This window comes from Moraxella sp. RCAD0137 (assembly GCF_002894025.1).
GTDB classification, from domain to species: Bacteria; Pseudomonadota; Gammaproteobacteria; order Pseudomonadales; family Moraxellaceae; genus Moraxella; species Moraxella porci.
Map to the genome: position 1 here is coordinate 205,254 of NZ_LTCC01000001.1, position 15,315 is coordinate 220,568.

A 15,315-nucleotide genomic window follows, 5' to 3' on the forward strand; every position below is an offset into this window, starting at 1 on the left:
AATTTGATCAATCAGCACATCATCACGGTATCGCTGCTGTATTCATGCGCCGCAAAATGATGCGCTGCTTATTGCGCAGGCGCTTGGCGTTCATATTTTTGCCGTAGTATTTGGGATTGGGCAGCATACTGATCAACAGCGCCGCTTGCTCGCGGTTGAGCTTAGCAGCAGAACGGTTGAAATAATGCTGCGCCGCCGCCTCGATGCCATAAATCCCCTCGCCAAATTCAGCGACATTCAAATACACCTCCAAAATGCGCTGCTTGGTCCACATCGACTCCATCATCACCGTGATGATGGCTTCCTCACCCTTGCGCAGATAAGATCGGTGTGAGGTCAAAAACAGATTTTTGGCCAGTTGCTGACTGATGGTCGAGCCACCTGCTGAGATCGCGCCTTCAGCTTCATTGGCTGCGATCGCTGCTTGAATGCTATCAAAATCAAAGCCGTGATGGCTGACGAATTTGGCATCTTCGCTGACGATGGCGGCTTGCTTGGCTGACTTGGCGATGCGATCATAATCCACCCACGACTGAGTGACACCCCCTCCAGACAAGCGATGCCAAAGCATGAATGCTGAATTTTCGACAGGCGTATTTCCCCATAAGACCAAAAAGCCTGCCACCATCAAATGAAAGCTCAAAAACAGCACCAATAAGGGTGCAATTATCCATTTAAAAATCCAGCGAAACACGCTACAATACCTTTATATACCAAAAACAGTTGTCTATCATAACTCATCCAAACCGCCTTGTATAGTGATTGTATCGCATGTCGCCATATCTTACCAGCCAGCCACTAAGTTTTGATGCCATCGCTTTATTAACCAAACTTGGCCATGATCGGCATGCACTAAGGCATATGGAGGCTACCGAATTTTCGGCGCTGCGTCATCAGATTTTGGCTGCACTTCAAGCTAGCGATACGCCGGCTTGGTATCTACTTGGTACTGACGGCTGTCATCTGTGTCATGAGGCGCAGTCGATCATTCATACTGCATTGAGTGTCTGCGCCCAGATGCCCACAGTCTGCGCGTTGGATCTGGCGGATGCTGCCGATGAGCGCTTGGTGGATCTGCTTGGCAGACACATTCCCATCTTGATGACTGACAGCCAGCTGCTGTGCTATCCTTTTGGCTTGATGGACATCATCCCTCTGGCATCGAGCGTTTAAAAAAAATCCGCCCCTAAGGACGGATGAATTATACTGTGGCAAATTTGGTCATTTGGCTCATTTAACCATTCGGCAAATCACTCAACCAAATCACCTCTATTTACCACTTAAAATCACACCAAACGACTGCTGGCAAGCTCGGTCAGCTGATATAGGCCGTCACGGTAGCGGTTATTTGGCAGGCTAGACAGTGCATCTTGGGCAAGCTTGGTTTCTTCGAGTGCTCGTGCCTTGCAGTAATCCAATGCGCCTGAGGCTTGTACCAATGCAATCAGCTCGCCTGCATCAGCCACTTTACCAGTTTGGACAGCGATCCGCAATTTGTCATACTCTGCACTGTTGTTATTTTTTAGGATTTCTAATGTCTTGATGATGGGCAGGGTTGGCTTGCCTTCTGCAAGATCATCACCCAGATTCTTACCCATCACCGCAGCATCACCAGTGAAATCAAGCACATCATCAATCATCTGAAAGGCATTGCCAAAATGATAAGCAAATGCCCCAAGCGCGTCCAGATGCTCATCACGACCTTGCAAAATCGCAGCACCTTTGGTTGCCATCATAAATAGGCGTGAAGTTTTGCCGTCAATGATTTGTAGGTAGTCCGCTTCCACTGTCTCAGGATTGTGCTGATGCTGTAGCTGCAATACTTCACCTTCGGCAATATCACAAGTGCCATCACTAAATAGCTTAAGCAATGGCAGATTATTAAAACCTACTAATAAATTAAATGAGCGAGCAATCAGATAATCTCCCACCAAGACCGCTGTGGCATTATCCCAAGTCGCATTAGCAGTTGGGCGACCACGGCGCAATCCTGATGCGTCGATGACATCATCATGCACCAGCGTCGCCGTATGTAGCATCTCGGTAATCGCCGCCAGTTGCATCGCCTGTTCGCTCTGCACATCATTCAGCATTCGTGCGGTCAAGAGTGTAATCAGTGGACGCATTCGCTTGCCGCCTGCATCGATGACATGCTTTGAGACACTCATCACCAATTGTACTTTTGAATTAAGACTACCAAAAACCTGCTTATCCATGATCGCAAAGTCGTCAGCGACGATGGCTTGAATGTCTGCATAAGTGGGAATAGAAGCTGTCATAAATGCACGCCAAAAATTAAAATAATCCGCCTATCATACCACAACCCGACTGCTTACTCAAAAATCTTGCAGGAAGTTTTTGGCAAATTTCGCAGAATTGTTCAAAAATTAATCAGTTGGTTTGCTTAGAACAATTTTTCATAACTAATTGTTATATTTTCATACATAATTTCGCCTGTTAACACTTGTAATACAAGCCAACTACAGGCATAATGTTAGCTTTGAATAATCGTGGCATTACGCCCATCACTGACGGATAAGCCAATCATGAGCCAAACTACCACACAACATACAGAAATCGACGACGTGAACATCGAAAAAATCATTCCGCTGATCACCCCAAGCAGCCTAAAAGCCGAATTGCCGCTATCTGATACCGCCTATCAAACCGTACTAAACGGCCGTAAAGTCGTGCAAAATATCCTAGATGGCATCGATAAGCGCATCTTGGTCGTGGTCGGCCCTTGCTCGATTCACGATCCTGTCGCAGCACATGAATATGCTGATAAATTAAAAGTCCTTGCCGAAGAGCTAAAAGATGAGCTATTCATCGTGATGCGTGTTTATTTTGAAAAACCACGCACCACCACTGGCTGGAAAGGTCTGATTAACGATCCAGATATGAACGACAGCTTCGATATCGAAAAAGGTCTGCACACCGCTCGTAAACTACTGCTTGAGCTGAACGAAAAAGGCCTGCCTTGTGCCACCGAAGCACTCGATCCAAATACGCCACAATATATGCAAGATCTGATCAGCTGGTCAGCCATCGGCGCTCGCACCACTGAGAGCCAAACGCACCGTGAGATGAGCTCTGGCCTATCCTGCCCAGTTGGTTTCAAAAATGGTACCGATGGCAGTATGACAGTTGCGGTCAATGCCATGCAAGCGGTGCAATCAGGTCATAGCTTCCTAGGTTTATCAAGCGATGGTCAAGTCGCCATCATCAAATCAAAAGGTAACAAGTACGCCCATGTCGTATTGCGTGGCGGTAATGATAAGCCAAACTATGACGAAACTGCCGTCGCTGCTGCCGAAAATGAACTTGCCAAAGGCAAAACCAATGGCAAAATCATGATCGATGCCAGCCATGCCAACAGTGGCAAAGATCCTTATCTACAGCCCATGGTCATCAATAATGTCGCCGGCCAAATCGCAAAAGGCAACAAATCCATCATGGGTCTGATGATCGAAAGCCACCTAAAAGGCGGTCGCCAAAATATCCCTGCCGACCTATCACAGCTAGAATATGGCAAATCCGTCACCGATGGCTGCCTAGATTGGGAAGCGACCGTTGAGACGCTGCGTAGCTTCGCCAAAGAAGTCAAAGAACATCTGCCAAACCGCTGATTTAGATTGATAAGTTTCAATCTATTTCATAGCAGATAAACTGCAAAACCGTCATTCGTGGCGGTTTTTGCGTTATCATTAATGCCCTTCTTGCGTTATAATAAACCCATTAAATTTCAATCCATTGAATCAACCGAGCACACCATGAGCAATCCAAGTTTTAAAGATTTATTATCCAAAGAATTTCGTGATAATCTAAAAAATCTTGCCAAGCCATCCACCAAGCCTGAGAACGATACGGGCAAACCCATCGATCCTGTGAGTCTGATGAACGCCAAACAAGTCGCTGGCGAAGTCAAACGCTATAATCATGATGCCATTGATGAAGACAAAGTATTGTTTATGCAAGCCATGAGCGGCGTCGCCCCGCTCAAAACCGATGCCGTCATCAGCCGCCGCCCGACCAAGGCAGATGAGAATGCCTTACGCCGTCGTGCTGCTGCCGAAGGTGGTGAAGAGCTACTTGGTGCCAATTTATCCGATATGCAAGCCTTGCTCAATCCCGTGGCAGGTGAAGCCTATTTGTCGTACAAAAATCCAACCCTACAAAACAAGATTTTTGAGCAATTAAAACAAGGCAAACTTCGCTGGTATGATGCCGTCGATCTGCATGGCTCAAGTATCGAAGATGCTCGCACTGCCGTGCAAACCATCATCGCCAATGCCCTATCAAATGGCGAAACTGTCGTAAAAATCGTCCATGGTAAAGGCAAAGATGCCATCATCAAAACCTGCGTCAATGGCTGGTTACGCCAAATCAGTGATGTGATGGCTTTTGTCTCTGCACCCGCCAATGATGGTGGCAATGGTGCGGTGCTTGTGCTACTTAAGAAAAACAAATCCGTCAAATAATCGAATAAACAAAACCCCAAAAGCGATCCACTTTTGGGGTTTTGTATTAACTCGCATCAATCCGCAATCTTCTCACCATGGATTGCTAGGTCTAGACCTTGATATTCATCTTCGGCATCAACACGCAGACCAATGGTGTATTTAATCACAAGACCAATGATGGCGGTCATCACTGCACTATAAGCGATGGTAGCCAGTACGCCTTCGATTTGTAGCCATAGCTGAGTTGCCATATCGACATTTGCCGCATCTGGATAAATCTCGGTGCTGACAAATACCCCAGTCAAAACCGCACCCACGATACCACCAACACCATGCAGACCGAACGCATCTAGGCTGTCATCGATGCCCAAGCGACGCTTGCCGTACTGAATCATTAAGAAACACGCCACCGCAGTCAACACACCAACCGCAAGCGCACCTGACACATCCACAAAGCCTGCCGCTGGCGTGATACCCACAAGACCTGCGATCGCACCTGATGCACCGCCTAGAGCTGATGCTTTGCCACGAGCGAAGTATTCGCACACCATCCACGCAATCGCACCAATCGCCGCTGCCACTTGTGAGACTACTAATGCCATCGCTGCACTGCCATTGGCACCCAGTGCCGAGCCACCATTGAAACCGAACCAGCCTACCCATACAAGACCTGCACCGATCAATGTCAAGGATAAGTTTGCAGGAGCAAGGTTGCCTTTGCCATAATCTTTACGCTTACCAAGTAATGCTGCCAATACAAGACCTGCAACACCTGCGTTGATATGCACCACCGTACCACCAGCAAAGTCAAGCGCATCACCGGTCAGCCAGCCACCACCCCATACCCAGTGGCAAATCGGTGCATATACAAGCAATACCCAAGCTGCTGAGAACCACATAAAAGCACCAAATTTGATACGCTCAGCCAATGAACCTGCCAAAATCGCCACGGTAATCACAGCAAAGGTCAATTGGAAAATCACAAACAAAATCACAGGGATCGTGCCACTGACATCATCAAGCCCAACGCCTGCAAGCATCGCATTAGCAAAGCCGCCGACAAAAGCATTCATGCTACCTTCTGAGAATGCCAATGAATACCCGAGCACCACCCACAGCACCGACACCACCGCTGTCGCACCATAGCTGTGCATCATGGTCGATAGAATATTTTTCTTACGCACCATCCCTGCATAAAACAGTGCAAGCCCCGGCAAAGTCATCATTAGCACCAAAGCTGTCGATACCAGCACCCAAGCTGTATCACCAGTATCCAAGACATCTTCGGCAAATGCCACATTTGACATTGCAAGCAGTCCAAGTCCCATCAAGGCCGATTGCCACTTTCTTAACGCTTTCATTTGCCACCCCTTTTGCATTTGATTTGTTATCCGAATTTATAAAGCCGCTTCATCCATCTCACCTGTGCGGATGCGAATCACTCGCTCCAGTGGTGTGACAAAAATCTTACCATCGCCGATACGACCTGTATTCGTAGATTGCATAATCACATCGATGACTTGATCAACCATCTCATCAGTCGTCGCGATTTCGATCTTCACCTTTGGCAAAAAATCCACCACATATTCAGCACCGCGATACATCTCAGTATGACCTTGCTGACGACCAAAACCTTTGACTTCAGTGGCGGTGATGCCCTGAACACCGATTTCTGATAGACCTTCACGGACTTCATCAAGCTTGAATGGCTTTATGATTGCACTGATTAGCTTCATGACTTTCTCCTTTTGCTTCTTAGTAGCTTTGCAACTTTGTGTAACTTATTTGTTGTTACATAGTATGCAAAAATTTTATTTAAAAGAAAAACGGTTTATTTTTATAAAAAAAGCTTTATTTATCGTTTTTTCTTATGTTTTAATAATTTTTAGTATTCAATATTTTATCTTATGATTTGATATATTTTATTGATATATAATTTTGAGTAGTGTTTCATACAGAAATTTGGGATAAAAATTGCATAAAATGGGCAATCTGCTACAATAACAGCCAGTCTTTTGAAAGGTCTTTTTATGACACAGAGCACACTCCCCATCAAGCCACTCACCATCGGTATCGTCGCAGGCGAAGTCTCAGGCGATGCACTCGGTGCTGATTTTATGCAGCAGATGAACGTCATTCACCCCAATATCCGCTGGGTCGGTGTTGGCGGCGTGCAGATGGCAGCACAAGGACTTCATTCTGTGATTGAAATGTCTCGCCTATCAGTGATGGGACTGGTGGAAGTCGTCAAGCATCTGCCAGACCTTTTGCGTGCCAAAAAAGAGATTTTGACAGCGTTTGATGATGCCAAGATTGATGTGTTTGTCGGGATTGATGCACCTGATTTTAATCTGAGATTGGGTAAAGTACTTAAGCCAAGCGGTGTGTATTGCGTGCAATATGTCAGCCCATCAGTTTGGGCATGGCGTGAAAATCGCATTCATGGCATCAAGGCGGCGACCGATTTGGTGCTGTGTCTATTCCCCTTTGAGCTTGGTGTCTATGCCAAGCATCAGCACCCTGCCGTCTGTGTCGGTCATCCACTACTTGCCAAGCTATCCGCTGACACAAGAAGCCTAAGCAATAAACGCACTGAGCTAATAACTGCACTACCGCAGTATCCCGATTTAGCACGGCTATCAGCTGCCAAACAAGTGATTTGCCTAATGGCAGGCTCTCGCACTTCAGAGATTGACGCCATCTTACCGTTATTGATTGACAGTGCCAAATTATTGGCAAATCAGCAGGCAGACTGCCAATTTATCTTACCTGTGGTCAGTCAAGCACACAGCGAGTTGGTGCAAACATACTGCCAAACCCACGCCAGTGAACTGGCTGATAGTATTCATATAGTGCATAATGATGGTCAATTTTCGTACACATCAAGCCTAGGACTAAGCCAAGCCTGTATGAATATCAGTGATGTGATACTACTAGCATCAGGGACTGCGACGCTTGAATGCCTACTGCTTGAGCGTCCAATGGTCGTGGTGTATAAAGTCAGTGCCATCACCTATGCTATCGCCAAACGACTCGTAAAAATCCCCTATGTCAGCTTGCCAAACATCCTATCGCATCAGCAAATCGGTCAAGCCATCGTGCCTGAGCTAATCCAAGCTGATGCCACAGCTATGGCGGTCAGCGAACAAGCACAGATGATTTTGGCTGATACCAGCAAGCAAACTGCGTTGCTACACCAAACAGCCATGACACTGCGAGCCGATAGCCATGCCAATCCTGCACAGGCGGTGCTTGATGGATTTTTCAAACACAAGGCAGTCAAGTAATATGACATTGGATGAACTTTGTACCATCAGCACCAAAGCTGATGCCAAGCCAATCACGGGCTCACAGCTTGTCATCGGTGTCGATGAAGTGGGTCGGGGTGCGTTATTTGCCAACATGACGGTATGTGCGGTGATACTGCCTGATAAGCTGACAGGACTGTTTGGTGAGATTGACTTGAGTACTACGCCGCTGAAGCTACTCAATGACAGCAAAAAATTGACCGAAAAACGCCGTGAAAGCTTATTTGAGCCGATCAAAGAATTAGCACTTGATTATGCCATCGTTGATGTGTCACGAGCCGTCATTGATGATATCAATATCTCAAAAGCCACCATGCTTGGGATGCGACTTGCAATGACTACCTTGATCGCCAAACACGATCTTGCCGATGACACCCTACTTTTGGTTGATGGGAACGAGTTTCCTATGCTTGATGGTAGCTGTGCAAGACATTTTTATCAGAGACACACAATGATCAAGGGCGATGCGACCCATACGACCATCGCCTGTGCCAGTATTCTTGCCAAAGTACATCGAGATCGGCAGATGATTGAATATGGCAAGCATTATCCAGAATATCGGATCGAAGGTCATAAAGGCTATTTGACCGCCGTGCATAAGGCCGCCATCATGACTTATGGCATCTTGCCTGAGCATCGACGTAGTTATCGCCCGATTAGTGAGATGTATCGAGATGGTTTTGTCAATCAGGCCTATTGGGTGGGTGACTACCCATAAATTAAAAAGAGTGGTGCAAGGACCACTCTTTTTAATTTAACACCCAATCAACGCTTTTTCTCAGCTCGCTTAAACTTCTGAATGCGTTTTTTCTCACGCATCAGCTTGGCTTTGTTTTTGACCACTGGATTTTTCTTGCCCTCATACGGGTTGGCATTTTGTTTAAACTCCACATGAAGTGGCGTACCTTCAAGCTTAAATACATTGCGATAGACATTCTCAAGATAACGCTGATAACTCTTTGGCAAGGCTTGGGTTTGGTTACCATGAATGACAATTACCGGTGGATTATGCCCACCAAGGTGCGCATAACGAAGCTTAATGCGGCGACCTGAGACCATCGGTGGTGGATGGTTGGCAACGGCATCTTCTAGGATACGAGTCAGCTGATTGGTTGACACCTTAAACATCGATGCATCATATGCCTTGTGGATGGATGGATACAAATTGCCCACGCCATTACCATACAATGCTGAGATGAGATGAATTTTCACCCATGGGACGAAGTTAAATCGGCGATCAATCTCAATCTTGACGATGTCTTTTTGGTCTTGGGTTAGACCATCCCATTTGTTAATCGCCACGACAATCGCACGCCCTGCATCAAGTGCATAACCAAGCATATGCAAGTCTTGATCGACAATGCCTTCTTTGGCATCAATAACCACGACCACGACATTGGCATCTTTGATGGCTTGAAGAGTTTTGACCACTGAGAATTTTTCGACTTTTTCATCGATACGACCACGGCGACGCACGCCAGCGGTATCGATGAGTACATAATTACGCCCTTCTCGCTCAAAGGGAATATAAATACTATCTCGAGTCGTACCCGGCATATCAAAGACCACGACACGCTCTTCGCCCAGTAAGCGGTTCACCAGCGTTGATTTACCGACATTTGGGCGACCGATGATGGCAAGTTTCAATGCCTTCTCGTCAAGCTCATCCGCTTCTTCATCTTCGATCATATCCGCGGTCAACGCTTCAAGCAGATTTGTGACGCCCTTGCCATGACTTGCCGCCATTGGGAATGGCTCACCAAAACCCAGTGCAAAAAACTCTGCCGATGACGCTTCATGCACGCCATCCATCTTATTTGCCACCAAAAATACTGGCTTACCCAGACTGTGCAAAAAGCGGGCAATCTCACTATCAGCGCCAATCACCCCTGCACGAGCATCAACGACAAACACCACAATATCCGCTTCATGGATGGCGGTATAAGACTGTGTCGCCATATAGTCATCGATATTGCCCGTGCCATCATCCATCTCACCGATACCGCCAGTATCAACGACGATGAATGATTTATTCTCAAAATGTGCATCGCCATATTGACGGTCACGGGTCAAGCCTGCCAAATCCGCCACCAAGGCTTGACGGCTTTTGGTTAGCTGATTAAACAAGGTGGATTTGCCGACATTGGGGCGACCAATCAAGGCAACGACAGGTTTGATGCTCATAAACTTCTCTTAATTATCATTAGATGGCCATGTTAGCAATGTGTTTGGCCAAAATCTATTTAAACTTTATAAATTTTAAAAACAGCAAAACCTTTGCCATCATGTGACAGCAAAGGAGCGCCTCAGCAGATCAACTTAGAACTGATAAATACTCACAATCCCATCGGTTGACTGCGCATAAAGGCGATTATTAACCACATTTAGGCTGGTTAGCTCACCTTTGGTGCTGACACGGCTGATGATTTGGCCGCTGGCATTTAGCACATGGATTACACCTTGTTGATCACCAACGGCAATGTGCTGGCCAATGGTCACAGGGTTGGTCAGACCGCGATACTTCAGTTCATCATTTTGCCATAGCTGATCACCTGTTAAGCGATCAAAGGCCACGACCTCGCCATCAATACTACTGCCAATCACAGCGCTGCCTAGCACAGTCAGTGCATCGGTGCTGGCCAACTTACTGATGAACAATGTGCGACCTGTACTCATGTCAAATCCAGCAAGCTGACCGCTGTAGCTAGCAGCATACAGATGACTACCAGCCACGGTCGGAGCAGCATCGACATCGCGCAGTTTACTGATCTCACCCACGCCACTGGCCAGACCGACACGGCGCACCCACTGCGGCGCACCTGTGATGCTGTCAATGGCATGAATGCGGCCATCAGAAGCACCAACCAATACCGTACGCGCATCAATTTGCAAAGGCTTGGCCATGCCGCGTACGCTGGTATTCGGTGCCTGAGTATGGTATTGCCAAATGCTGTTGCCCGTGGCGATATCCAAGCCGATGGCTGCACCACCATTGGTTGTGACGATCACGCGATCACTCATGACCAATGCAGGCGCAAGGCTACTTGCGGACAAATCTGCCGCCCAGCGCTGTGTGCCAGTTTGTGCATCGATGGCGATGATCTTGCCTGAGCGCGTGCCGACGACAGCAGTACTGCCAGCAGCATCAATACCAACAGCACTGGTGATGGCATCACCCACATTCAGCTGCCATGCTGTCGCGCCATTGATCACAGCACTGACCACACCGCCGCGACTGGCAGCGATAAAACCATTGGCAACTGGTGCGACCTGCAAGTCGATGACATCTTTTGCCTTGGCGCGACTGCGACCCAAAGTGGATTTGCCTGTATCCAAACGCACGCTCGCTACCTGGTTTAATACTGAAACTGGTGCTTGGATGCTCGTCAGTTTAGCAGGTTTACGCTCGGTGGGCTTGATACTTTTGGTACCACAACCGACCATCGCCACTGCCAAAGCCGCGACCAATGCTGTTTTCATATAGCGCTGATACATAAGATGTCCTTAATTTTTAAATACTATTCAAAACTGGTGATGCCGATGGTCATCATCGCTCATTATAAAATGTCGTTACTAATCACGGATTGCCGCTTTGTGTAGTTTGTGTGTCAGCAGGCTCTGACACTTGTTCGACCATGGTTGCCTCTGCAGTCGCCACAGCATTATTATCGGTAGGCTCATTCGCCACAACCATCGGCACTTCAATTGGTTCAACGGTCACGCCCAAGGATTGTAGTTTTAAAGCCAATACCGCGCGATTTTCTTGGCGCTCACGAAGCACATCCCAGGCAGCCAAATAGGCTTTTTTGGCATTTTCACTGTCATTTTTGGCAAGATACACATCACCCAACAGCTCTTGGCGTGATGGCTCAAACGCCTCTGGCATACTCTCATTTGCCACCGCAAGCGCACCATCGATGTCGTTATTGGCAAGCATCGCGCGGGCATAGCGAATCTTAGTCATGGCAAGCAGGCCTTCATCATCAAGATCAATCACAGCTGCTTGATTGAGCGTCGTGACCGCACCTGCCAAATCATCATTATCCGTCTGATGGCGCGCCTTGATCATCAGCGCCTGCCATGCATAGACAGTGTCACCATGTTCCGCGACCAACGAGTCGATGTCTGCCAGCAGTTTAGCTTCTTCATCAGCCAGTTGCTTTTGGGCAGCGTCATCCAGTGATGGATTATTGGCAGATAGTAGCAGTTGCTCATCACGGGTCGAGATGCTGGTATAGGCATCCGCTGCGACGGTGTCGATCTTGGCGTAATTTTTTTGGTAATATTGCCAACCAAAAAACACCGCCAACACCACTAGCACAGCGTAGATGATCTTCTCGCCATGCTGCTTTAATGCATTCAGTGACGAGTCTGCCTTATTTGAATTTTCTGTCATTGTTATACTCTAAAGTTAATATCAAGCCATTATAGCATATCGCAGTGACACTGTCGCTAGTTATCCAAAATAATAGCCATTCGGCTGTCTGTGCTGCTCGCCTGTCGCCATGGTTTTGATAGTGATTTCACCGGTTGCCACTTCATCTTCGGCAAGGATGACGGTGTGCGCTGCACCTGATTTATCAGCTTTTTTCATTTGTGCTTTTAAGCTTGTGGCGCTGGCCATTTTGACACGCAGATTTGGCCGTGCTACTCGCAGTGCATTGGCATATTGCACACCATGAATGAAATAATCAGGGTGTGCAATCACAAAGACATCGCACTCGCTTTGTGGTGCAAATGGATTCACCGCTTCGATAAGTAGTAATAAACGCTCCAGTCCCATCGCAAAGCCCACCGCAGGCTCAGATTGCTCAGGCTTACCCTTGATAATACCAATCAAGCCATCATAGCGACCGCCACCACAGACGGTGGCTTGTGAGCCAAGTTTATCCGTCACCCATTCAAACACGGTCTTATTATAATAATCCAAACCACGCACAAGTTTTTCATTAATTTCAAAGCCGATGCCAAGTGCCGTCAGATAAGCTTGTACCTGTTCAAAGTGTGCTTTGGTTGCTTCACCCAAAAAGTCGCTGAGCTTTGGGGCATTTTGTAGGATTTCTTGAGTTTTGGCATCTTTTGAATCTAGAATACGCAGTGGATTAGTGCTAAGACGACGCTGCGAATCTTCATCCAGACTGTCTTTGTGTGCCGTCAAATACTCAACCAAAGCCGCCTTGTATGCCATACGCTCATCAGCCTCACCCAACGTGTTCAGCTGTAGCGTGACTTCATGGTCGATACCAAGCACCTGCCACATACGATGAGTCATCGCAATCAATTCAGCATCCGCATCAGGCAGCTCGCTACCAAAGCACTCCACGCCCAACTGGTGAAACTGACGATAACGACCTTTTTGTGGGCGTTCATAGCGAAACATTGGTCCGATGTACCATAATTTTGGTGTATCGCCACGAGTCAGATTATGCTCAACTACGGCACGCACCGCACCTGCCGTCCCTTCAGGGCGTAGCGTCAGCGGGGTTGGTGGTTCACTTTTATCAAAAAAGCTGTACATCTCTTTTTCGACGATGTCGGTCGCCTCACCCACACCGCGGGCAAATAGCTGAGTTTCCTCGACAATTGGCAGGCGAATTTGGCTAAAGCCATAGCTGTCTAGCACACCGATTAATTTGGCTTCTAGGCGACGCCAATTTGGGCTATCGCTTGGTAAGACATCATTAAAGCCTTTGATGGCGGTAATTTTACTCATTAGTAACCCTTCTTATTTTAAATATTTTAATCAGCCTTGCACACGCAAAATCTCATTGGCGCGCGCTTCTTGGATTTCTTTGACCTGCGCTCGTACCATTGCTTCGATTTCATCGACTAGCTTGGTCGTGTCAATCAAATGGCTCTTGGCGCCATTACGATACACCAGGCTATTTGGGCTAGCACCGACGACACCGATGGTCGCTTCTTTGGCTTCACCCGGCCCATTGACTTTACAGCCAATCACCGACAAATCCAGCGGCTCACGCACATCTTCTAGGCGTGCCTCAAGCTCATTCATCACACGGATGACATCAAACTCTTGACGGCTGCAGCTAGGGCACGCAATGAAATTCACGCCATTTGAGCGAATGCCAAGTGATTTTAGGATATCAAAGCCAATCTTAATCTCTTCTTCAGGCTCAGCAGCAAGCGAAATACGCATGGTATCGCCAATGCCATCCAAGAGTAGACCGCCCAATGCAATCGCCGATTTGACCGTGCCTGTACGGTACACGCCTGCCTCAGTCACCCCCAGATGCAGCGGATTATCAATCTGCGCTGAAATCAGACGATAGGCATCCAGTGTCAAAAACACATTGGATGCTTTGACCGAGATTTTATAATTTTGAAAATCCAATTTTTCTAAAATATCAATATGGCGAAGTGCTGATTCAAGCATCGCTTCGCCTGTCGGTTCTCCGTATTTTTTTTGTAAATCTTTTTCGAGCGAACCTGCATTCACCCCGATGCGAATCGGCACATTATGATGACGAGCAGCCGCCACCACTTCACGCACTTTGGCGTCATTGCCGATATTACCTGGGTTGATACGCAGGCAGTCAGCGCCAGCATCCGCCACCGCCAAAGCAATCTTATAATCAAAATGAATATCAGCAATCAAAGGCACACTGACTTGCTTTTTGATGTCAGCAAAGGCTGCCACACTCTCCATCGTCGGAGTGGACACACGCATCAAATCAGCACCGGCATCGACACATCGCTGAATCTGCGCCACCGTCGCCGCCACATCGCAGGTGTTGGTATTGGTCATACTCTGCACACTGATCGGTGCATCACCACCGATGGCGACATTGCCGACATGGATTTTTTTGGTTGGGCGGCGTTTGATTGGATTATGTGCTGACATAGTTGTTCACGCTTTTTAGTTTTGTTAATGAATTTAATGGCTGTGATGCGTACTTAGCCAATAAGCACTGAGCGTCTGGCGCATCTGATCACCAAGCTGACTACCTGCACTGATGGCGCGATCAATGGCCAAAATGGCAGCCTGATAATGAGCGTCTGTGGGCAGCATACGCACTTGCTCGACCTTGAGATAAGCCAAATTCTCCAAGGCAATCACCCGATCAGCATAGCCGATATGCTCACCTGCAATACCAAAATGCTCAATCGCTGCCTGATACTCTTTTTGGGCGGTCAAAAACATCGCATATTGGTGATGTAGCGCCATATCTGTATCATCCATTGCCAGTGCTTTTTGGTATAGCTGGCGTGCTTTTTCAAGATTGGCAACACTGCCATCACTTTGGTACACGCGTGCCATCACACCGATGGCTTTTGCATGGTTGGGATCTGCATCCAGCGCCATCTGAGTCTGCTGCATCGCCAGATCCAACTGCCCTGCTTGTAGGTATTGTAGCGCAATCTCGGTGCGAATGCGCGCCAAATCCTGCTTAGCTGCGGATACTGGCAGCATACTTTGGCAGGCAGCCAAGAGTGGCAGCATCACCATCATCATCTTAGCACGGTGCATCACCAACCTCACTATAAAAACCCAAAACACTGACCGCCACCAAAACACAAGCCAT

Annotated in this window: 14 protein-coding genes and 1 pseudogene; 5 read left to right on the forward strand and 10 right to left on the reverse strand. The window is 47.5% G+C overall.

The genetic code is table 11. The features are described from left to right. Positions 1-22: 22 nt before the first annotated feature. Complete coding sequence (gene mtgA / locus AZ602_RS00880) at positions 23-694, reverse strand: monofunctional biosynthetic peptidoglycan transglycosylase (protein ID WP_103033276.1); 672 nt, start codon at positions 692-694, stop codon at positions 23-25. A 77-nt stretch (positions 695-771) separates the two neighbouring features. On the opposite strand from mtgA, the gene AZ602_RS00885 reads away from it, so the two are divergent. Further along, entirely contained in the window at positions 772-1,173 is a 402-nt protein-coding gene (locus AZ602_RS00885; RefSeq protein WP_103033277.1) for a hypothetical protein, read from the forward strand. A 113-nt stretch (positions 1,174-1,286) separates the two neighbouring features. Here AZ602_RS00885 and AZ602_RS00890 read toward each other — a convergent pair whose 3' ends face one another. After that, positions 1,287-2,279, reverse strand: coding sequence for a polyprenyl synthetase family protein (locus AZ602_RS00890; protein ID WP_103033278.1), 993 nt, complete (start codon positions 2,277-2,279; stop codon positions 1,287-1,289). Positions 2,280-2,546: 267 nt separating this feature from the next. Here AZ602_RS00890 and AZ602_RS00895 point away from each other — a divergent pair, with 267 nt between their 5' ends. Then, a complete protein-coding gene (locus tag AZ602_RS00895; RefSeq protein WP_103033529.1) occupies positions 2,547-3,629 on the forward strand; it encodes a 3-deoxy-7-phosphoheptulonate synthase in 1,083 nt (360 codons plus the stop codon). Between the two features lie 144 nt (positions 3,630-3,773). Continuing rightward, the gene (locus AZ602_RS00900) at positions 3,774-4,481 is read left to right on the forward strand and encodes a Smr/MutS family protein (protein WP_103033530.1); all 708 of its coding nucleotides are present in this window, start codon (positions 3,774-3,776) and stop codon (positions 4,479-4,481) included. A gap of 56 nt (positions 4,482-4,537) precedes the next feature. Here AZ602_RS00900 and AZ602_RS00905 read toward each other — a convergent pair. Next, positions 4,538-5,752: pseudogene (locus tag AZ602_RS00905) on the reverse strand (ammonium transporter); the annotation flags it as partial. A gap of 108 nt (positions 5,753-5,860) precedes the next feature. Beyond that, a complete protein-coding gene (glnK, locus tag AZ602_RS00910) occupies positions 5,861-6,199 on the reverse strand; it encodes a P-II family nitrogen regulator (protein ID WP_078316997.1) in 339 nt (112 codons plus the stop codon). A 294-nt stretch (positions 6,200-6,493) separates the two neighbouring features. Here glnK and lpxB point away from each other — a divergent pair, with 294 nt between their 5' ends. Together lpxB and AZ602_RS00920 are read left to right on the forward strand one after the other, a co-directional pair. Beyond that, positions 6,494-7,750: a lipid-A-disaccharide synthase gene (gene lpxB, locus AZ602_RS00915; RefSeq protein WP_103033280.1), complete on the forward strand. Its 1,257-nt coding sequence runs from the start codon at positions 6,494-6,496 to the stop codon at positions 7,748-7,750. A gap of 1 nt (position 7,751) precedes the next feature. Beyond that, positions 7,752-8,489 (forward strand): ribonuclease HII, encoded by a 738-nt coding sequence (locus AZ602_RS00920; protein ID WP_227525128.1) that lies wholly within the window; start codon positions 7,752-7,754, stop codon positions 8,487-8,489. Positions 8,490-8,536: 47 nt separating this feature from the next. Here the strand turns inward: AZ602_RS00920 and der are convergent, their stop codons facing one another. The 6 genes from der to AZ602_RS00950 all read right to left on the reverse strand — a co-directional run bounded on the left by der (position 8,537) and on the right by AZ602_RS00950 (position 15,260). Then, positions 8,537-9,955 carry a ribosome biogenesis GTPase Der gene (gene der, locus AZ602_RS00925; protein ID WP_103033281.1) on the reverse strand — a complete coding sequence of 473 codons (1,419 nt, stop codon included), beginning with the start codon at positions 9,953-9,955 and terminating at the stop codon, positions 8,537-8,539. Positions 9,956-10,090: 135 nt separating this feature from the next. Then, positions 10,091-11,266 carry an outer membrane protein assembly factor BamB gene (gene bamB / locus AZ602_RS00930; protein ID WP_103033282.1) on the reverse strand — a complete coding sequence of 392 codons (1,176 nt, stop codon included), beginning with the start codon at positions 11,264-11,266 and terminating at the stop codon, positions 10,091-10,093. An 82-nt stretch (positions 11,267-11,348) separates the two neighbouring features. Then, positions 11,349-12,167, reverse strand: coding sequence for a tetratricopeptide repeat protein (locus AZ602_RS00935; protein ID WP_103033283.1), 819 nt, complete (start codon positions 12,165-12,167; stop codon positions 11,349-11,351). Between the two features lie 60 nt (positions 12,168-12,227). Then, a complete protein-coding gene (gene hisS, locus AZ602_RS00940) occupies positions 12,228-13,484 on the reverse strand; it encodes a histidine--tRNA ligase (protein WP_103033284.1) in 1,257 nt (418 codons plus the stop codon). 30 nt (positions 13,485-13,514) lie between these two features. Further along, on the reverse strand, positions 13,515-14,633 hold the full coding sequence (gene ispG, locus AZ602_RS00945) for a flavodoxin-dependent (E)-4-hydroxy-3-methylbut-2-enyl-diphosphate synthase (RefSeq protein ID WP_078316991.1): 1,119 nt from the start codon (positions 14,631-14,633) through the stop codon (positions 13,515-13,517). A gap of 33 nt (positions 14,634-14,666) precedes the next feature. Next, positions 14,667-15,260, reverse strand: a complete 594-nt coding sequence (locus AZ602_RS00950) for a hypothetical protein (protein WP_103033285.1) — start codon at positions 15,258-15,260, stop codon at positions 14,667-14,669. Positions 15,261-15,315 lie beyond the last annotated feature (55 nt).